General features: G+C 74.0%; 18 protein-coding genes. 8 read left to right on the top strand and 10 right to left on the bottom strand.

The features are described from left to right. Positions 1-15: 15 nt before the first annotated feature. From D0Z67_RS06720 to D0Z67_RS06710, 3 genes are all read left to right on the top strand, one after another. The gene (locus D0Z67_RS06720) at positions 16-1,866 is read left to right on the top strand and encodes an FUSC family protein (protein WP_031182852.1); all 1,851 of its coding nucleotides are present in this window, start codon (positions 16-18) and stop codon (positions 1,864-1,866) included. A gap of 92 nt (positions 1,867-1,958) precedes the next feature. Further along, positions 1,959-2,621 carry a DUF899 family protein gene (locus D0Z67_RS06715; RefSeq protein ID WP_031182851.1) on the top strand — a complete coding sequence of 221 codons (663 nt, stop codon included), beginning with the start codon at positions 1,959-1,961 and terminating at the stop codon, positions 2,619-2,621. A 200-nt stretch (positions 2,622-2,821) separates the two neighbouring features. Then, on the top strand, positions 2,822-3,052 hold the full coding sequence (locus tag D0Z67_RS06710) for a hypothetical protein (protein WP_037775675.1): 231 nt from the start codon (positions 2,822-2,824) through the stop codon (positions 3,050-3,052). Here D0Z67_RS06710 and D0Z67_RS06705 read toward each other — a convergent pair. The 3 genes from D0Z67_RS06705 to D0Z67_RS06695 all read right to left on the bottom strand — a co-directional run bounded on the left by D0Z67_RS06705 (position 3,018) and on the right by D0Z67_RS06695 (position 6,250). Continuing rightward, positions 3,018-4,880, bottom strand: a complete 1,863-nt coding sequence (locus D0Z67_RS06705; protein WP_234312883.1) for an ABC transporter ATP-binding protein — start codon at positions 4,878-4,880, stop codon at positions 3,018-3,020. The genes D0Z67_RS06710 and D0Z67_RS06705 overlap by 35 nt on opposite strands. A gap of 246 nt (positions 4,881-5,126) precedes the next feature. Continuing rightward, complete coding sequence (locus D0Z67_RS06700; protein ID WP_031182849.1) at positions 5,127-5,549, bottom strand: hypothetical protein; 423 nt, start codon at positions 5,547-5,549, stop codon at positions 5,127-5,129. Continuing rightward, entirely contained in the window at positions 5,546-6,250 is a 705-nt protein-coding gene (locus tag D0Z67_RS06695) for an ATP-binding protein (RefSeq protein WP_078873522.1), read from the bottom strand. Before D0Z67_RS06695 ends, D0Z67_RS06700 begins: the two co-directional genes overlap by 4 nt. A 240-nt stretch (positions 6,251-6,490) precedes the next feature. Here D0Z67_RS06695 and D0Z67_RS06690 point away from each other — a divergent pair, with 240 nt between their 5' ends. Both D0Z67_RS06690 and D0Z67_RS06685 read left to right on the top strand, forming a co-directional pair. Further along, positions 6,491-7,351: a helix-turn-helix domain-containing protein gene (locus D0Z67_RS06690; protein ID WP_031182847.1), complete on the top strand. Its 861-nt coding sequence runs from the start codon at positions 6,491-6,493 to the stop codon at positions 7,349-7,351. Beyond that, positions 7,352-7,606 carry a DUF397 domain-containing protein gene (locus tag D0Z67_RS06685; protein WP_031182846.1) on the top strand — a complete coding sequence of 85 codons (255 nt, stop codon included), beginning with the start codon at positions 7,352-7,354 and terminating at the stop codon, positions 7,604-7,606. It begins immediately after the preceding gene. Between the two features lie 116 nt (positions 7,607-7,722). Here the strand turns inward: D0Z67_RS06685 and D0Z67_RS06680 are convergent, their stop codons facing one another. Further along, positions 7,723-9,210, bottom strand: a complete 1,488-nt coding sequence (locus D0Z67_RS06680; RefSeq protein WP_031182845.1) for a glutamate synthase subunit beta — start codon at positions 9,208-9,210, stop codon at positions 7,723-7,725. A 240-nt stretch (positions 9,211-9,450) separates the two neighbouring features. Continuing rightward, entirely contained in the window at positions 9,451-10,182 is a 732-nt protein-coding gene (locus tag D0Z67_RS06675) for a DUF2293 domain-containing protein (protein WP_037775673.1), read from the bottom strand. Between the two features lie 141 nt (positions 10,183-10,323). Between D0Z67_RS06675 and D0Z67_RS06670 the strand changes: the two genes are divergently transcribed. Further along, positions 10,324-10,956, top strand: a complete 633-nt coding sequence (locus D0Z67_RS06670) for a nucleoside/nucleotide kinase family protein (protein ID WP_031182843.1) — start codon at positions 10,324-10,326, stop codon at positions 10,954-10,956. Positions 10,957-10,987: 31 nt separating this feature from the next. Here D0Z67_RS06670 and D0Z67_RS06665 read toward each other — a convergent pair whose 3' ends face one another. Beyond that, entirely contained in the window at positions 10,988-12,115 is a 1,128-nt protein-coding gene (locus D0Z67_RS06665) for a magnesium and cobalt transport protein CorA (protein ID WP_031182842.1), read from the bottom strand. A 190-nt stretch (positions 12,116-12,305) separates the two neighbouring features. Between D0Z67_RS06665 and D0Z67_RS06660 the strand changes: the two genes are divergently transcribed. Continuing rightward, on the top strand, positions 12,306-13,100 hold the full coding sequence (locus D0Z67_RS06660) for a methyltransferase domain-containing protein (protein ID WP_031182841.1): 795 nt from the start codon (positions 12,306-12,308) through the stop codon (positions 13,098-13,100). Between the two features lie 13 nt (positions 13,101-13,113). On the opposite strand, the gene D0Z67_RS06655 is transcribed toward D0Z67_RS06660, so the two are convergent. The 4 genes from D0Z67_RS06655 to D0Z67_RS06640 all read right to left on the bottom strand — a co-directional run bounded on the left by D0Z67_RS06655 (position 13,114) and on the right by D0Z67_RS06640 (position 16,523). Next, a complete protein-coding gene (locus D0Z67_RS06655) occupies positions 13,114-14,067 on the bottom strand; it encodes a carbohydrate kinase family protein (protein ID WP_037775669.1) in 954 nt (317 codons plus the stop codon). Further along, complete coding sequence (locus D0Z67_RS06650) at positions 14,052-14,957, bottom strand: pseudouridine-5'-phosphate glycosidase (RefSeq protein WP_037775697.1); 906 nt, start codon at positions 14,955-14,957, stop codon at positions 14,052-14,054. The genes D0Z67_RS06655 and D0Z67_RS06650 overlap by 16 nt, the downstream gene beginning before the upstream one ends. A gap of 93 nt (positions 14,958-15,050) precedes the next feature. Next, positions 15,051-15,605 (bottom strand): methylated-DNA--[protein]-cysteine S-methyltransferase, encoded by a 555-nt coding sequence (locus D0Z67_RS06645; RefSeq protein WP_031182838.1) that lies wholly within the window; start codon positions 15,603-15,605, stop codon positions 15,051-15,053. A 48-nt stretch (positions 15,606-15,653) separates the two neighbouring features. After that, positions 15,654-16,523 carry a glycerophosphodiester phosphodiesterase gene (locus tag D0Z67_RS06640; RefSeq protein ID WP_031182837.1) on the bottom strand — a complete coding sequence of 290 codons (870 nt, stop codon included), beginning with the start codon at positions 16,521-16,523 and terminating at the stop codon, positions 15,654-15,656. 278 nt (positions 16,524-16,801) lie between these two features. Between D0Z67_RS06640 and D0Z67_RS06635 the strand changes: the two genes are divergently transcribed. Continuing rightward, positions 16,802-17,677: an MHYT domain-containing protein gene (locus tag D0Z67_RS06635; RefSeq protein WP_031182836.1), complete on the top strand. Its 876-nt coding sequence runs from the start codon at positions 16,802-16,804 to the stop codon at positions 17,675-17,677. Positions 17,678-17,710 lie beyond the last annotated feature (33 nt).

Below are 17,710 nucleotides of genomic sequence, written 5' to 3'. Positions count from 1 at the left end.
ACGAACAGGAGCCCCGTGTCGCGCCCCGCCGTCCGGTCACTTCCGCCCTGGCTCGCCCACGCCTTCCGCGCCCAGCGCGGCCCCGTGCCCTGGAGCGCGGTGGTCCGGGGCGCCCTCGCCGCCGGGCCGCTGCTGGTCGCCGGGATGCTCGCCGGACGGACCGCCGAGGGCGTCCTCGCCGCGATCGGCGCGATGCTCGCCGGGATCAACGACCGCCCGGGCAGCCGACGCGCCTCAGTCGACCGGCTGGGCACCCCGGCCCTGGCCGGTGCCTTCGGCCTGCTCGCCGGCACCTACGGCGGACAGCACCTGTCCGCCGTACCGCTCACCCTCGCCCTGACCGTGCTCGGCCTGCTGGCGGGCTCCATCAGCGCCGTCGGCCCGGTCGCCTCGGCGGCCGGCACCCAGCTCCTCGTCACCGCCGCCGTCGGCGCGGGCACCCCGGCCGGTCCGCCCGCCTGGCAGGGCGCCCTCGCCTTCCTCGCCGGAGCGCTCTGGCTCCTCCTGCTCCGCCTCGCCCTGCCCACCCCCGGCTCGCTCGCGGGCGACTTCCGCTTCGACGGCGAACGCCAGGCGGTGGCCGACGTGTACGACGCCGTCGCCGCCCTGCTCGACGCGGCCGGCACCGACACCGCGCCCGCCCGCCGGGCCGCGCTCACCGCCGCGCTCGACCACGCGCAGGACGCCCTCGCCGGACCCCGCCTGCGCCGCCACGCCACCTCCGCCGCCGAACGGCGCCTGCACGCCCGGTACCGGGCCGCGCTGCCCCTGGCCGAGGCCGCCACCGCCCTCGCCTGGGCCGGCGACCCGCTCTCCGCGCGGGCCTCGGCGGGCCCGCGCAGGCTCGCCGCGGCCGTCCGCGACAACACCGCCGCGGGCCCGCTGCCCGCCCCCACCCGCGCCGCGCCCGCCCTGCGCGCCCTCGACGACGCCCTGCTGCGCGCCGCCGAGGCGTTCGACCGCGCCGGGAGCGGCCGTCATCTCACCCCCGGCCGGCGCGGCGGGATGCGCGGCGCGCTGCGGGCCATGACCGGCACGGCGGGCCGCGAGTACGGGCTGCGCGTCGCCCTCTGCTTCGGCGCCGGAGCCGGCATCGCCCAGGCCCTGCACCACACCGGCTGGTACGGCAGCCACCCGCACTGGTACTGGCTGCCGCTCACCGCCGTCTTCCTCGTCAAGCCCGACCTCGGCCCGCTGGTCTCCAGGGTGCTGTGCCGGGCCGCCGGGACCGTGCTCGGCGCGCTGGTGTTCGCCGCCCTGGCCGCGCTGCTGCCCAGCCCGGCGGGGCTGATCACGCTGGTCACGGTGTGCGGGGCGCTGCTGCCCGTCTCCACCCGGCACTTCGCCGCGCTGACCGCCGTCGTCACCGTGCTGGTGCTCGCCCTGATCATGGCCGGCGGGGAGCCGCAGGCGTGCCTCGGGCGGATCGCCGAGACCCTGGTGGCCTGCGCGCTCGTCCTGATCGTCGGCCACCTGCCGATGCCGGGCCGCCGGGGCGCCCGGGTCCGGGCCCGGCTCACCGCCGCCGGGGGCGCCGCGCACGCCTACCTCGTGCACGTCCTCGCCGAGACCGACGACCACGCCGAGCGCTGGGCGCTGCGCCGCGAGGCGTACCGCGCCCTCGCCGAGGCCCGCACCGCCATCGCCGTCTCCGCCGCCGAACTGCCCGCCGTCGCCCGGCACACCCGGGGCACCGACCAGGTGGCCGCCGTGCTGGAACGGCTCGTCGACACCACCACCGCCTGCGCCGTCCACCTGGACGACACCGGCCGCCTCACCCCCCGGCACACCGACCAACTCCGTTCCGCGCTGCGGGAACTGGAGGCCGGGGGCCGGGACTGGACCGGGCTGCGCACGGCCGCGTAGCCGCCCGCACCAAAAAAGTCCGCCGCACGCCGATGAGTTGTGCCCCCGCCCACGGTCAGCACCCCGAACGGACCGTAGTAACAGGAGGGCTCATGTCGCTTCCGGAGATCGTCGGCCGCGAGCGGTGGCGGGCGGCGCGCGAGGAGTTACGGCGCAAGGAGCGTGCTGTCGAGCGGGCTCGGGCCGCGCTCGCCGCCGAACGGCGACGGCTGCCCATGGCCGAGGTCGCCGACGCGTACGTCTTCGAGGGCGGCGACGGCAAGGCCACCCTGCTCGACCTCTTCGGGGACCGCGCCCAACTCGTCGTCCACCACTTCATGTTCGCGCCGGACCAGGAGGCCGGCTGCCCCTGCTGCGCCGTCTTCCTCGACCAGATCGGCCCCCTCGCCCATCTCCGGGCCCGGGACACCGCCTTCGCGGCCGTCTCGCTCGCGCCCTTCATCCGGCTGCTGCCGTTCAAGGCGCGGATGGGCTGGACCGTGCCCTGGTACTCCTCCGGCGAGAGCGACTTCAACCGCGACTTCGAGGCGACCGTGGACCGCGACGGCGCCCCCGTCGAACGCCCCGGCCTGAGCTGCTTCCTGCGTGACGGCGACCGGATCTTCCACACCTACTCGGTGTACGACGACGCCCTGGACGGTATCGGCGCCCTCTCCGGGCTGCTCGACCTCACCGCCCTCGGCCCCCTCCCGTCCGGCGGCGACCGGCTCCGCCTGCATGACGAGTACGACGAGTACGACGAGTACGACCACTGACCGTCCCGTGCCGTTCCGTGTCCGTCCGGGCACCGAACGCGCCCGCCGGTGTCTTCCGGTGAGCGGACGTGCACGTTCGGCTGTGAACCGGTGTCGGCTGTGTCTCAGTCCCGTCACCGGGCGAGGCGATCACCCCCTCCAGCGCGTTGTCCTCGGTAAGCACGACGGATGACTGCACGACGCACGACTGGAGGTGCGAGATGGTGACGGGGCGGACGGTGCTCGAACGCTTTCCCGCAGGCGGCCCGCGCGGCTCATGGCCCGCGGAGGAGTTCGCGCACGCACGACGGCAGGAGGGGATGCCGGTCGAGGTCGTGATGGACCTGGCGACCGACACCTTCCTGGTGATCCTGCGCGGCGCCGACGGCGTGGACCGGCCTTCCGAACGGGGCCGGCTCAGCCGGGCTTCGGCGCGGGGACGGGGGCGGTGAACTGCCCCGCCTGGAGCGCGTAGAGCTCCGCGTACACCCCGCCCCGCGCGAGCAGTTCGTCCGGGCTGCCGGACTCCACCAGCCGGCCCCGCTCCAGCACATGCACCAGATCCGCGTGCCGGACCGAGGCGAGCCGGTGCGTGATCAGTACGACGGTCTGCCCGCTGCCCGCCAGCGCCCGGATCTTCTCGAACACCGCCAGCTCGGCCCGCGCGTCCAGCGCCGCCGTCGGCTCGTCCACGATCAGGATGCCGCCGCGCCGGTAGGCGGCCCGCGCGATCCCCAGCCGCTGCCACTGGCCCCCGGACAGCTCGTGGCCGCCGGTGAAGTTGCGGGCCAGCAGGGTGTCCAGACCGCGCGGCAGGCCCGCGACCACCTCCTCGGCACCGGCCTCCGCGACCGCCGACGCCAGCCGCTCCTCGGTCAGCGGCACGGAGGAACGGCCCACCGCCACGTTGACCCGCGCGGTGAACGGCCACCGCTTGAAGTCCTGCGCCACCATCGCCACCCGTTCGGCCAGCAGCCGCCGGTCCGCCCGCGCCGCGTCCACCCCGTCCCACAGCACCCGTCCCCGGTCCGGCGCGTACAGGCCCGCGAGCAGCTTGACCAGGGTCGTCTTGCCCGAACCGTTCTCGCCGACCAGCGCGATGATGTGGCCCATGGGCAGGCTGAGGCTCACCCCGTCCAGCGCGGGCCGGGCCGCCTCACCGGGATAGCTGAAGGTGACGTCCTCGAACCTGATCTCCTTCGGCTCCTTCGGCAGTTCCTCCCCGCCCACCGGGATCGCCCGCTCGGCCGCCTCCACGTACAGCCGTTTCAGGTCCCCGACGAACAGCGCCTCCTCGTGCAACTGGTTGATCTCCAGCACCAGCGTCTCCAGGCTCGCCGACCCGGTACGGATGGCGATGACCGCCGTACCCGCCACCGACAGCGCCATCGCCCCGGCCAGCAGCAGCGCGCCCAGGGTGGCGTAGGTGGCGAGGGTCGCCAGCCCCGTCCAGGCGGCCGCCGCCAGGCCGGTGCGGGCCGCCAGCCGGGAGAGCCGGGCCTGCTCGGCCTCCGCCGTCTCCGACATCGCCCGGTAGTGCCGCAGCAGGAACGGGCCGACCCCGTGCACCCGGATCTCCGGCGCCGCCCCCGGCTCGGTGAGCAGACTGCCGATCAGCTGCCCGGCCCGCACATGCTGCACCCAGGTGTGGAACGACTCGTAGCGCCGCCGCGCGTTGGTCAGGGCGCTCCAGGCGCTCGGCAGCGTCATGGTGACCAGCAGCGGCAGCAGCGCGGGATGCAGCACGGTCAGCACACCGGCCGCCGCGAGCAGCGAGATCAGCGCGTTGATCACCCGCGCGCCGTAGGAGATCATGTGGCGCGCCGAGCGGGCGCCGTACTGCGCGGTGTCCAGCAGCTTGTGGAAGGCGTGGTCCTCGATCGCGGCCAGCTCCACATTGGCCGCCCGCTCCAGATACAGCTCGGTCGCCACCCGCTCCACCTTGGGCTCAAGCCGCCCGGTGGCATAGGTGGAGGCGGCCCGCAGCAGCGCCGCGACCAGCATCGTCGCCGCCATCACCGCGAGGGCGGGTACGGCGGCACGCAGCCGCTGCTCGATGTCCGGGCCGGTGAGCAGGCTGCCGAGCGCGCTGTTGACGGCCAGCAGGCTCACCGCCTGGGCCAGGCCCCGGCCCACCTCGGCGGCGAGCACCGTGCGGGCGGCCCCCGGGTCCGCCTGCCGGGCCAGCTCCAGGCTGGACGCCAGCATGCCGGGCAGCCGCCGCACCATCGAGCGCAGGCTCAGCTCCAGGAAGGCGTCGGCGTGCTCGTTCCACCCCATGTCGTACCGGAGGGGGCCGCCGAAGAGCAGCCGCTCCGACTCCGAGAGCTCGGGACCGTCCGGCACCTCTGCCGCGCCTGGTCTGTTCCGTCGCCGCCGCACCGGACCTCCCCCTCGCCGTGACCGAACGGCCACTATCCCCGCGGGCGCCCGGCACGGGCAGAGCGCGAGCGGGGGCAACGGGGGCGTACGGAGGTGCGCGGGGAGGGACGGCGGGCGGCCGGAGCGGGTGCCGTGTGCGTGCCGTCAGGCCGATATGGGGCGGGACCAGTCCGGGGTGGTGCCGGTGACCCGGCACAGGGCCAGGTAGAGCGGGATCGGCGGGGTGTAGGGGATCGTGCCGGCCGGGCGGCGCAGCAGATGGGCGGTGCGGGGGACGGGGGCGCCGGGGGCGTACTGGGCGGGGGCGGGCCAGGGGAGCGCGTAGTCGGAGTCCGCCGGGACGAGCCACCACCAGCGGCCGCCCTCGGCGTACACACAGCCCACCCGGGGGAGACGGGGGACGATCAGGGCGGCCAGGCGGTCGGGCATGGCGACGGCGTCGCAGCCGAGCGGGGCGGTCATGCCCTCGGGTACGGGCGGTCCCGGGACCCGGTCCGGAGCGGGGCGGCCGCGTCCGAGCCGGACCAGGGTGTTCAGGCCGAGCGGCTGCCCGGCGGTGCCGGTCAGGACCGGCTCCAGGCTTCGGCCCGTTCGGCGGCGTGGGCGTACTGCTCCGGCACCCGGATGTGGCGGGCGGGGGCGGAGCGTACGTCCTCGCCCGGGGCGCGGGCGGGGTCGGGCTTGCCGCGGGTGCCCCAGCCGAGGTCGTGACGGGGTTCGACGGCACGGGTGCCGGTACCGGTGCGGGCTCCGGTGCTCGCCGGGGTCCCCGGCCGGCCGTCCGTGGCGGGGCCCCGGTCCAGCTCGGCCCAGACCAGCAGGCCCGGCCCGTGCTCCTGGGCACCCCAGGCCCGGCACAGCGCGGCGACGAGAAGCAACCCCCTCCCGTGCTCCTCGTCGGGCCGCTGCTGTGCCGGGTGGGGCTCGCCGGGCGCGCAGCCCTCGTCCCGTACGGCTATGCGCACCAGGCCGTCGTGGTCGGCCAGTTCGCACACCACACGACTGCTCGCGGTGTGCACGACGGCGTTGGTGACCAGCTCGGACACGACCAGGACCGCGCTCTCACAGGTGTCCGCGCACACCGACCAGTCGGCCAGCCGGGTCCGCGCCAGGCGTCTGGCCCGAGCCGGGGAGCCCGGGTGCGCGGCCAGCTCGAAGCGGAACCGGCGGCCGGCCCGAGCCGTCGCCGATGCCGGTGCGACGCCGGGACGGGAACGGTCTGCGGCGGGATCTGTTCCTAAGGGCGCGGACGGAATCACGCTTGCCACTATCTCCCCGCCGTGCACACTTGGCAAGTGTCACTCTGAAAAATGCAGAGTGCGGTATGACGCGGTGAACGGCCGTGGCACACTGCTCGCAACAGCACCTCGCGCGGCGCCAATTGGGACCCTCGTCGATCCGCCCGGATCGTCGAATGGGTCTTCGAACGGCGCCGCAGGGCTGTCGGGGTTCCTTCACCGGGTGTCCCCGCCCAGTCAACCGGTATCCCTTCCGTCGGAGGTGGCAACGTGAGCGAACCGCGGTCCGCGCCTACCGTGGGTCAGGTGGTCCTCGGCCGCCGCCTGCTGGACCTGCGGGAACGCGCCGGGCTCAAGCGCGAGGAGGCCGCCCGCGTCCTCCGCGTCGCCCCCGCCACCGTGCGCCGCATGGAGATGGCCGAGGTCTCCCTCAAGATCCCCTACCTCCAACTCCTTCTGAAGTCCTACGGCGTTCCGGACGACGAGGCCGAACTCTTCGTACAGCTCGCCGAGGAGGCCAACCGGCCCGGCTGGTGGCAGCGGTTCCACGACATCCTGCCCGGCTGGTTCTCCATGTACGTCAGCCTGGAGGGCGCCGCCGCGCTCATCCGCTCCTACGAGCCGCACTTCGTCCCCGGCCTGCTCCAGACCGAGGACTACGCGCGCGGGGTGCTCCGCTCCGGCGCCATCGGGCAGACCAGCCCCGACGACATCGAGCGCCACGTCGACCTCCGGATGCGCCGTCAGGAACTCCTCACCCGCCCCGACGCGCCCCGCTTCTGGGCCGTGATGGACGAGACCGCCCTGCGCCGCCCGGTCGGCGGCCCCGAGGTGATGCGCGCCCAGCTCGACAAACTCCTGGAGGCCACGACGCTGCCCGGCGTCACCCTCCAGGTGGCCCCGTTCGCCAACGGGCCGCATCCGGGCACGTACGGCCCCTTCGTACTGTTCCGGTTCGCCATGCCCGAACTGCCGGACATGGTCTACAGCGAGTACCTGACCGGCGCGGTCTACCTCGACGCGCGCTCCGAGGTGGCCACTCACCTGGAGGTCATGGACCGCATGGCGGCGCAGGCCGCCACGGCACAACGCACGAAGGAGATCCTGCGGGATCTCCGCAAGGAGCTGTGAATGGATCGCATCAATCCGCGCCACCGCGTCTACAACGGCATGCCCGCGCGGGAACTGGGCGCCGTGGGCTGGCACAAGCCCTGGAGCGGCGGCAACGGCGGCAACTGCCTGGAGGCCATGAAGCTGGCCGACGGCCGCATCGCCGTACGCCAGTCCACCGACCCCGACGGCCCCGCGCTGATATACACCACCGCCGAGATGACCGCCTTCATCGAGGGCGCCAAGGCGGGAGAGGCGGACTTCCTGCTCTCCTGAACGGCTGCCGTTGTTTTTGACTCTGCGTTTCTGACTCTGCCCGCCACTCCTGGCCCCCCGCCCCCGCCCCACCCCCCCTCCCCTTCCCCTCCGGTCCGGTCCGGTCCGGCCGATGGCTACACCGCCATCGGCCGGTCGTGCGGCGAGATCGGCGCCTCCAGCCACGACTCGCCCATCAGATACCGGTCCACGGCCGCCGCCACCGCCCGGCCCTCCGCGATCGCCCACACCACGAGCGACTGACCGCGCGCCGCGTCCCCGGCGGCGAACACGCCCGGCACGTTCGTGCCGAACTCCCCGTCCCGCGCGAGCGTGCCGCGCGGCTCCGTCTCCAGTCCCAGCTGCCCGATGAGCCCGTCCGCGCGGTCCGGGCCGGAGAACCCGAGCGCCAGCAGCACCAGATCGGCGGGCAGCACCCGCTCGGTGCCCGGCACCGGCTGCCTGCCCTCGTCCACCTCCACCACGTGCAGCTCCTTCACCCGGCCCCGGCCGTCCCCGGTGAACCGGAGCGTGGACGCCGCGAACAGCCGGGCGTCCGCGTCCGCCGCCGGAGCGGTCCGCAGCTCACCCGCCTCCTCGTGCGCGCCGGAGAGACGGTAGAGCTTCGGGTACGTCGGCCACGGCTCCGCCTCCGCGTCCCGCTCCCCGCCCGGCCGGGCGTAGATGTCCAACTGGGTCACGGACGCCGCCCCCTCGCGCACCGCCGTCCCCAGACAGTCGGCCCCGGTGTCCCCGCCGCCCACGATCACCACATGCCGCCCGGCCGCCGACAGAGGGTTGGCCTCCAGGTCGCCGGCGCACACCCGGTTGGCCGGCGGCAGATACTCCATGGCCTGATGCACCCCGGCCAACTCCCGCCCCGGCACCGGCAGTTCCCGCCAGGCCGTGGCTCCGGTGGCGACCACCACCGCGTCGTACCGCGACCGCAGCTCCGGCGCCGGGACGTCCCGCCCGACTGCCGTCGAGGTACGGAACCGCGTCCCCTCCGCCCGCATCTGCTCCAGGCGCCGGTCCAGGAAGCGCTTCTCCATCTTGAACTCGGGGATGCCGTACCGCAGCAGCCCCCCGATCCGGTCGTCCTTCTCGTACACCGCCACGGTGTGCCCCGCCCGCGTGAGCTGCTGCGCGGCGGCCAGCCCGGTCGGCCCGGACCCGATCACCGCGACCGTCTTCCCGGAGAGCCGGTCCGGCGGCCGGGGCGGCACGAACCCTTCCTCCCAGGCCCGCTCGGCGATCGCCCACTCCACGTTCTTGATCGTGACGGCGGGCTGGTTGATGGCCAGCACACACCCCGCCTCGCAGGGCGCCGGGCACAATCTGCCGGTGAACTCGGGGAAGTTGTTCGTCGCGTGCAGCCGCTCGCTCGCCGCCCGCCAGTCCGACCGGGCCACCAGCTCGTTCCACTCGGGGATCAAATTCCCCAGCGGACAGGCGTCGTGGCAGAAGGGGACCCCGCAGTCCATGCACCGGTTCGCCTGCGCGCTGACGATCGGCAGCAACGCCCCCGGCACATAGACCTCGTCCCAGTCCCGGACCCGCTCCACCACGGGTCGCCGCGGCCACTCCTGGCGCGGTGTGCTCATGAACCCCTTGGGATCGGCCATGGGCGTCTTCCTCGCGGACGTGTACCGGGGTACGGAGGGCACTGGGGGTACCACGGGCCGTGCGGCATCGGGCGGGGGTCAGTCGGCGGCCACCCGGGCCGGACGCGACCCCGTCCCGGTGCTCTTCTGGCCACGATACGTCGCCACCCACCCCCGCGCAGGGCGGCGGACGCCACCTTTCCGCACTCCACACACCGTCGGCACGCGCCCGCGAACCGCTGCTCCCTCGCTCCACTCCTGTCACCCCACTCCCTGCTCCCGTCCCGGTTCCACCACCTCCCGCGCGGCCGGCTCCCGCCACTCCCGCAGCACTCCCTCCACGGCACCGGCGATCCGCTCGCGTGCCTCACGCCGGGGCACCCCGCTCATCAGCAGCCCGTCGTACGGCGTGTCCAGATGCCGTACCGAGGCCACCACCGCCGAGGTCACCGCCGCCTCCGACAGCGCTCGCCCGGCCGCACTGCGCCCGACCCGCCCGCTGCCCCGCAGGGCCGCGTGCCCGGCGACCGCCCGCGCCCGGCCGGCCGGACAGCCGGGGAACAGCCGCCCGATCTCCGCCGCGAGCTCGGCGACGAAGCGCTCGTCCTCCGCCACCCGCCGCCGCGCGTCCCGCACCCGGCGCCGCTCCCGGACCTCCGCATCCGCCAGGCACCGCTCCTCCGCCCGCGCCAGCGCGGCCTCCTCCACCAGCAGGCCCTGGCGCTCGTACCGGCCGCGCCGCCGCGCGAACCGCACCACCACCGCCGACAGCGCGCTCTCCTCCCGGGCCCTGCGGGTCAGCGCGGCGTCCCCGCGCGCCAGGAACACCAGGTGCCCCAGATCCGCGCAGTCGAGGCAGCGCGGCACCCCGTCCTCCAGCACCAGCAGCGCCAGCGGACCCTGCCGGCAGGCCGCGCAGTGCTTCCGCCGCTGCGGCTGCACCACGACCGGGCCGCCCCCGGCACCGGGCGGTTCGGGGGAGCGGGGCTCCATGGGACGGCGTGCACCTGCGGGACGTGCCATACGCGGTTCCTTCCCCGCCACCGGCCCGCCCTCCCGCGCGGGAGGGCCGCTCCTCCTTTTCTTCCTCTCCCTCCTCTCCGCCCTCCTCCGGCTTCCCGGCATCATGGGCGTGTGCGACTCGAAGCGATCACCTGGGAGCGGCTGGCCGACCGGCTCGCCGACCGGATTCTGGCGCTGGAGCCCGCCGGCGGCAGCCCCTGGCCGCGCGTGGGCCTCGACGGAGCGCCCGCCGCCGGACCGGGTGACCTCGCCACCCGGATCGCCGAAGCCCTCCGGGTACGCGGCCGGCCCTCCCTGGTCGTCGGCACCGAGGGCTTCCTGCGCCCCGCCTCCCTCCGCCTGGAGCACGGACGGCGTGACGAGGAGTCGTACTACAGCGGCTGGTTCGACACCGGGGCACTCTGGCGCGAGGTTCTCGGCCCCCTGGACGCCGGGGGCGACGGGCGGGTGCTGCCCGACCTGTGGGACCCGGTCACCGACCGCGCCACCCGCAGCTCCTACGTCCGGCTACCGCCCGGCGGGGTACTGCTGCTGCACGGCCCCCTTCTCCTCCAGCACTGGTTCCCCCTCGACCTGACCGTCCACGTCCTGCTGTCCTCCGGCGCCCTGAGCCGCCGCACCCCCGACACCGACCACTGGACGCTCCCCGCCTTCGCCCGCTACGAGACGGAGACCGACCCCGCCGCCACCGCCGACGTGGTGGTACGCGCCGACGACCCTCGGCACCCCGCCTGGAACGGCTGACCCCGCCTGCGAGGCCCGGCGGCCCGGCTGGTCAGAACCAGCCGTTGCGCCGGAAGCCGCGCCAGAGCGCGACACAGGCCAGCGCGGTGATGCCCATGATCAGCGGATAGCCGTAGTGCCAGCGGGCCTCGGGCATGTACTTGAAGTTCATGCCGTACACACCGCAGACCATCGTCGGCACCGCGACGATCGCGGCCCAGGCCGTGATCTTCCGCATGTCCTCGTTCTGCGCGACCGTCACCTGCGCCAGATGCGCCTGGAGGATGGAGTTCAGCAGCTCGTCGAACGCGGCGATCTGGTCCTTGGCGCGTATCAGATGGTCCATCACATCGCGGAAGTACGCCTGTATCTCCGGGTCGACCACCCGCATCGGCCGGGTGGCCAGGTCCTCCACCGGGCGCACCAGCGGCACCGCGGCCCGTTTCAGTTCGAGCAGTTCACGCTTGAGCTGGTAGATCCGCCCCGGATCGGCGCGCGCGCCCTCCTCCGAGAAGACGTCCGTCTCGACCTGCTCGACATCGCCCTGCACCGCGTCCGTGACGTTCAGATACTCGTCCACCACATGGTCCGCCACGGCGTGCAGCACCGCCGACGGGCCCTTGGCGAGCTGACGTGGCCGCGCCTCCAACTCCTCGCGCAGCGGTCCCAGTGAGCCATGGTGGCCGTGCCGCACGGTGATGACGAAGTCCTCGCCGACGAACACCATGATCTCGCCGGTGTTCACCACCTCGCTCGTCGCCGTCAGCTTCTCGTGCTCCACGTAACAGACCGTCTTCAGCACCGCGAAGAGCGTGTCGCCGTACCGCTCCAGCTTCGGGCGCTGATGGGCCTCCACCGCGTCCTCCACCGCCAGCGGGTGCAGGTCGAACAGCTCGGCGACATCGGTGAACTCCTCGGCGGTCGGCTCGTGCAGCCCCAGCCAGACGAAGCCGTCGCCGGTGTTGCGGACCGTCTTCACGGCGTCCACCACATCGGCGGAGCCCGGCACGCGTATGCCGTCCTGATACATCACGCAGTTCACGACCGAGGAACCCAGGGGCGACCTGGCCGGGTGGCTCAGGTCCACACGCGGCCGGCGCCGGGCCAGACCGGCCACTTTGCGCAGGCCGCCGACCCTGCTCAGCTTGGTGACTTTCCGCAGATTCCCCGCCATCGACATCTGGATCTCCTTGCCTGGATCTCCGCACCCGACACCTTTCGTGCCCTGCTTTCGTGCCCTGCGCGATCAGTCTGCCAGTCCGTCGAGAAGGCCGGGAAAGCCTGTGGGAACAGCAGATTCCGCTTGGTTCCCGCCTGTGGACGGAGGGTCGGCCGCCCCCGGCCCGGCGACCGGCTGGGACGATACGGACATGACGCCATCGGACGGATACCTCCTGGACAACCGGCAGACCGAGGCCGGCGAGCGCTTCGACGCCTTCGCCTCCCTCTTCGACCCCACCACCTTCCGCCACCTCGAACGCCTCGGCATCGGTCCCGGCTGGCGCTGCTGGGAAGTCGGTGCCGGGGGCACCTCCGTCGTCTCCTGGCTCGCCCGGAAGGTCGGTCCCACCGGCACCGTCCTCGCCACCGACATCGACACCTCGCGCCTGGACACCGTGGCCCGGCCGCCGGTGCAGGTCCGCACCCACGACGTGGGCGGCGAGGAGCCGCCCGGCCGGGGCTTCGACCTGGTGCACGCACGGCTGGTGCTCGTCCATGTCCCGCACCGGGAGCGGGCGTTGCGGTCCATGATCGACGCCCTGCGGCCCGGCGGCCGGCTGCTGATCGAGGACGCGGACCCGGCTCTGCAACCGCTGACCTGCCCCGACGAGCACGGCCCGGAGGAGCGGCTCGCCAACCGGCTCCGCCAGGGCTTCCGCCGGCTCCTCGCCGAGCGCGGCGCCGACCTCTCCTACGGGCGCCGGCTGCCACGGCTGCTCCGCGAGGCGGGGCTGCGGCAGGTCGAGGCCGACGCGTACTTCCCGCTCACCTCACCGGCGTGCACCGCGCTCGAACTGGCCACGGTCCGTCAGATCCGGGGCCGCCTGCTCGAAGCGGGGTTCGCCACCGACGAGGAGGTCGACCGCCACCTCGCCAACGTCGCGGCAGGCGGCATGGATCTGGCCACCGCGCCGATGATCTCGGCGTGGGGGCGCAAGGTCTGAGCTGCCGCCGGGCTCAGGGGGCGGGCGGCGCCCGGCCGTCGTCGTCCGGGCGCGGCGGCCGTCCGCCCACGTGCTCCACCGCCCGCGCCCCGGCCCGGCACCCCCACTCCGCGGCGGCCTCGGCGGGGGCGCCCGCCACCAGAGCCGCGAGGAACGCGCCGGTGAACGCGTCCCCGGCACCCGTACTGTCCGCCGGCCGTGCCGGCACCGCCGGGACCCGGGCGCTCACCTCCCCCGACCGCGCCACCAGCGCTCCCTCCGCCCCTGACTTGGCCACCACCACCGGCCCGAGCCCGCTCAGCTCCGCCGCCGCGTCGGCCCAGTCGGACACGCCCGTGAGCAGGCACACCTCGTCGCGGCTGGGCAGCAGCACATCGAGCTGCTTGGCGAACCGAAGGAACCGGTCCGTCCCGAACCGCGCGAGGAACCCCGCCGAAGCCGGGTCCAGACTGACCGGCACCCCGCGCGCCCGCGCCGCCGCCAGCGCGGTCCCGGCCAGCGCCCGGCTGGACTCGGCGAACAGCAGGTACCCCGACAGATGCAGCCGGGCCACCCCGTCGAGCAACCGCTCCGACCAGTCGGCCGGTTTGAGCCGCAGCGAAGCCCCGCTGGAGGTGAGGAACGTGCGCTCGGCCGCCGCCTCGCCGTCGACCAGGCAGATCACCGTGCCGGTCGGTGCCACCGGGTCCACCACCAGCCGTGGCCGCACCCCGGCCGCCAGCAGCTCCCGCTCGTGCCATCGCGCGGCGTCCGCGCCCACCCGCGCCAGCAGCGTCACGTCCGCGCAGCCCGCGTCGGCGGCCCAGCACGCCACGTTGGCGCCCGCGCCGCCCGGCAGGGTCCGGATCACCGCGGCCGTGTCGGTGCGCGCGGCGAGCGGACCCCGGTGCCGGGCCACCACGTCGGTGATCACGTCCCCGACGACCAGCAGCCCTCCCGCCGGGCCGCCGGTCACCTCATCGCCCACGCCGTTGCGATCCGCGCCGCCAGCTCCACATTGCCGCGCACCGCGGCCAGGTTGGCGCGCAGCGACGCCCCGTCCGTGTGCCGGACGAGGTGAGCCAGCAGGAACGGGGTGACGGCCTGGCCGGTGATCCCCTCCGCCTCGCAGGCCCGCAGCGCCTCGTCCAGCACGCGAGCGTGCAGCCCGGGGTCGAGCTGTTGCTCCGGCGGGACCGGGTTGGCCACGATCAGCGCCGACTCCGGTTCGCCGAGGGCGTCCTGAGCGCGCATGACCTCCGCGACCTGCTCCGGGTCCCGCAGCGTCCAGTCCACCGGATGGCCCGAGTCGGACAGATAGAAACCGGGGAACCGCTCGGTGCGGTAACCGGCGACGGCCACGCCCAGCGTCTCCAGCCGCTGCAAGGTGGCCGGCACGTCAAGGATCGACTTCACGCCCGCGCACACCACGGTGATCCGGGTCCGGGCCAGCAGCCCCAGGTCGGCCGACTCGTCCTGGGTCGCCGTCCACTCCCGGTGCACCCCGCCCAGGCCGCCGGTGGCGAACACCCGGAGGCCGGCCAGCGCCGCCAACTGTGCCGTCGCCGACACGGTGGTGGCCCCGCTCGCCCCGGACGCCACGGCGAGCGGCAGGTCCCGGTGGCCCAGCTTGCGGATGCCGTCCTCGTTGGCGACCCGCTCCAACTGGCCCTTGTCCAGACCGACATGCGGCTGCCCGTCGAGCACGGCGATCGTGGCCGGAACGGCCCCCTCGCGCCGGACCACGTCCTCCAGCTCCAGCGCCACCTGGAGATTGCGCGGGCGCGGCAGCCCGTGCGCGATGATCGTGGACTCCAGGGCCACCACCGGCCGTCCGGCGCCTGTCGCCTCCCGGACCTCCTCCGACAACACCAGCACCACGCGCCCGCCTCCCGTCAGTCGCCTCCCCTCATTCCTGGCGGGCGCGGCCCCCGGCCAAACGCCGGGCCCCGGAATCGGCCGGAGGCACCGTCAGAACAGCGGCTCGGGCAGCACACCCTCCAGCGCGAGCAACTGCCGCTTCGTCTCCAGACCGCCCCCGAACCCCCCGATCCCGCCGTCGCTCTCCACCACCCGGTGACACGGCACCACGACCGGCAGCGGGTTGGCCCCCATCGCCGTGCCCACCGCCTGCGCCCCGCCCGGCTGACCGACCCGCCGGGCCAGATCGCCGTAGCCGACCACCGTGCCGTACGGCACGCCGTCGGCCAGCTCGCGCAGCACCGCCCGGTTGAAGCCGGAGATCAGCGACCAGTCCAGCGGCAGGTCGAAGGCCCGGCGCTCGCCCGCCAGATACGCCTCGACCTGCCGTATCGCCTCGGCCAGCAGGGGCGCGCCCGGCTCCTCGACCGGCTCGGTGCCGTACCGCGCCGCCAGCCGGCTCAGCGCGCGCTCGCACACCGGGCCGGTGGCGTGAAAGACCACGTTGACCAGTCCCTGGCCGCTCGCGGCCAGCATCAGCGGACCGATGCGGCTGTCCACGACCGCCCACACGACCCGCTGTCCGTCCTGCCCCTGGCTGTCCATGCCGACCACGTTACGACCCGCCACCGACAACGGGCCCCGGTGCCGGGATCAGTCGGCGCTGAGGGCCGTGCGCACCACGTCCGGCTTGTTGGTGATGATGCCGTCGACGCCGTAGCCCCGGACCTTGCGCGCCGTGGCCGCGTCGTTCACCGTCCAGGTGAAGACCCGGAGGGGCTTGCCGTGCGGCCCCTTCAGGGCGTGCGCGGTCGAGACGTAGCTCGCGGAGATGTCCGCGTACGCCGGGTTGACCAGGTCGGCGAACCGGGCGTACCCGCTCAGCTCGGTGACCTTCGGGCGGCCCAGGTAGCCGGTGGTCAGCGCGGGCTTGAGCTGGTGCACGGTACGGATGCTGTCCGCGCTGAAGCTCTGCACGATCAGCCGGTTCCGGTGCGCGTGGTCCAGCCAGCCCTCGTTGCTCAGGGTCTTCAGGATCTGCGCCTCGATGCCCGGATACAGCTCGGGGTTCTTGACCTCCAGCAGCAGCTTCTCGTGGTTGTGCTCGACCCGGCGCACGTAGCGCTCCAGCGTCGGCACGCGCGCGCCCGCGTAGGCCGGGGAGAACCAGCTCCCCGCGTCCAGCCGGGCGATCTCCGCCGCCGTGAAGTCCTTGACCTTCCAGGGCGCCCGGCCCGGGAAGACGTCCTCGACGTTCGTGGTGCGCGCCAGGCTGTCGTCGTGGATGACGACCAGCTTGCCGTCCTTGGTGCGCTGCACGTCGTTCTCCACCCAGGAGAAGCCCAGCTTCGCCGCCTTGTCGATGGAGGACAGCGTGTTCTCGGGCGCGTACGCGGAGGCCCCGCGGTGGGCGACCACCGTGGGCTGCGCCGCCTTGGCCGGCCGGCCGTCGGAGCCGGGACTCAGCAGGACCGTCGCCCCCAGGGCCGCGGTGGCCGCAACGGCGACTGCGTGCGCGTGCATGCGTACTCCTCACGTCCGGCGAATACCAACAGCTCCAGAGTGACAGCAGAGCGTCAACGGCACAGGAGCGCAGAACGGCCACACGATGAACGCCGGGGGCCAACTCCGCACACCGGTGGCGCACAAGTGAGGTAAGGCCGTGTTTCTTTGCCGGAAAATCATTCGACCATTCCGGTGGCAGCCATACTCTCTCCGACAGCCCCGGCCGCCACAGCGATGCGGGGCAGGGGGAACATCGCGTCGGTAGAGGGACGCGAGAAGGCGAGGAACAGCCGCGCATGCGAGGCACGATCGATGGATTCAGCTACGGGGTGGTCACCCCCCTCCTGGGCTATGTGATGGCCTGCCTGGGCGGTGCTCTCGGCCTGCGCTGCACCACCCGGTCCCTGCTGGTCACCCACTCCTGGCGGCCCGCGTGGCTGGCCCTGGGCTCGACCGCGATCGGCTCCGGCATCTGGACCATGCACTTCATCGCCATGATGGGCTTCTCCATCGACGAGACACCGATCCGGTTCGACAAACCGATGACCTTCGCCAGCCTCGGCCTGGCCGTCGTCATGGTGGGCGTCGGGATCTTCATCATCGGCTACCGGGGCGCCACCGGCACCTCGCTCGTCACCGGCGGCACGATCACCGGCCTGGGCGTCGCCTCGATGCACTACCTCGGCATGGCCGGCATGCGCTTCGACGGACGGTTCACCTACGACATCACCGGTGTCGTCGCGTCCGTCGTCATCGCCGTCGTGGCCGCCACCGTCGCCCTCTGGGCCGCCGGACACGTCAGGGGATGGCGGGGCAGCATCGGCGCCAGCCTCGTCATGGGCCTCGCCGTCAGCGGCATGCACTACACCGGCATGGCCGGCCTCACCGTCCACCTGCACGGCACCCCCGGCACCGCGACCAGCGGCTCGCCCGCCGCCGTGCTCGCGCCGATCCTCATCGGACCGCTCGCCCTCCTGCTCCTCGCGGCCGTCGTCGTGATGTTCGACCCCCTGATGGTCAAGGGCGCGCCGCTCCGCGTCCCCGAGGAGTCCAAGCCGGGCGTCCCGGCCGCCGACGTACCCTCCCACCAGCGCGTTCGTCCTCCGCGGCGGCCGCTCCGGGAGCCGGTCCACGCCGACGCCCACGGCTCCCGCACCCCGCAGCGCCACTGACTCCCGACCCGTTGTCAGTGGGGGGTCGTACGG

Origin of the sequence: Streptomyces seoulensis (genome assembly GCF_004328625.1) — a bacterium.
Classification (GTDB): domain Bacteria; phylum Actinomycetota; class Actinomycetes; order Streptomycetales; family Streptomycetaceae; genus Streptomyces; species Streptomyces seoulensis.
Note: the sequence above shows the minus strand (reverse complement) of the source record. Positions and strands in the feature narration are given on the sequence as shown.

Bases quoted from the DNA above. Each gene is read 5' to 3' on its own strand.
- D0Z67_RS06715 (WP_031182851.1), top strand. From the start codon at position 1,959: ATGTCGCTTCCGGAGATCGTCGGCCGCGAGCGGTGGCGGGCGGCGCGC.
- D0Z67_RS06710 (WP_037775675.1), top strand. From the start codon at position 2,822: ATGGTGACGGGGCGGACGGTGCTCGAACGCTTTCCCGCAGGCGGCCCG.
- D0Z67_RS06705 (WP_234312883.1), bottom strand. From the start codon at position 4,880: ATGGGGTGGAACGAGCACGCCGACGCCTTCCTGGAGCTGAGCCTGCGC.
- D0Z67_RS06685 (WP_031182846.1), top strand. From the start codon at position 7,352: ATGGATCGCATCAATCCGCGCCACCGCGTCTACAACGGCATGCCCGCG.
- D0Z67_RS06680 (WP_031182845.1), bottom strand. From the start codon at position 9,210: ATGGCCGATCCCAAGGGGTTCATGAGCACACCGCGCCAGGAGTGGCCG.
- D0Z67_RS06675 (WP_037775673.1), bottom strand. From the start codon at position 10,182: ATGGAGCCCCGCTCCCCCGAACCGCCCGGTGCCGGGGGCGGCCCGGTC.
- D0Z67_RS06665 (WP_031182842.1), bottom strand. From the start codon at position 12,115: ATGTCGATGGCGGGGAATCTGCGGAAAGTCACCAAGCTGAGCAGGGTC.
- D0Z67_RS06660 (WP_031182841.1), top strand. From the start codon at position 12,306: ATGACGCCATCGGACGGATACCTCCTGGACAACCGGCAGACCGAGGCC.
- D0Z67_RS06645 (WP_031182838.1), bottom strand. From the start codon at position 15,605: ATGGACAGCCAGGGGCAGGACGGACAGCGGGTCGTGTGGGCGGTCGTG.
- D0Z67_RS06640 (WP_031182837.1), bottom strand. From the start codon at position 16,523: ATGCACGCGCACGCAGTCGCCGTTGCGGCCACCGCGGCCCTGGGGGCG.
- D0Z67_RS06635 (WP_031182836.1), top strand. From the start codon at position 16,802: ATGCGAGGCACGATCGATGGATTCAGCTACGGGGTGGTCACCCCCCTC.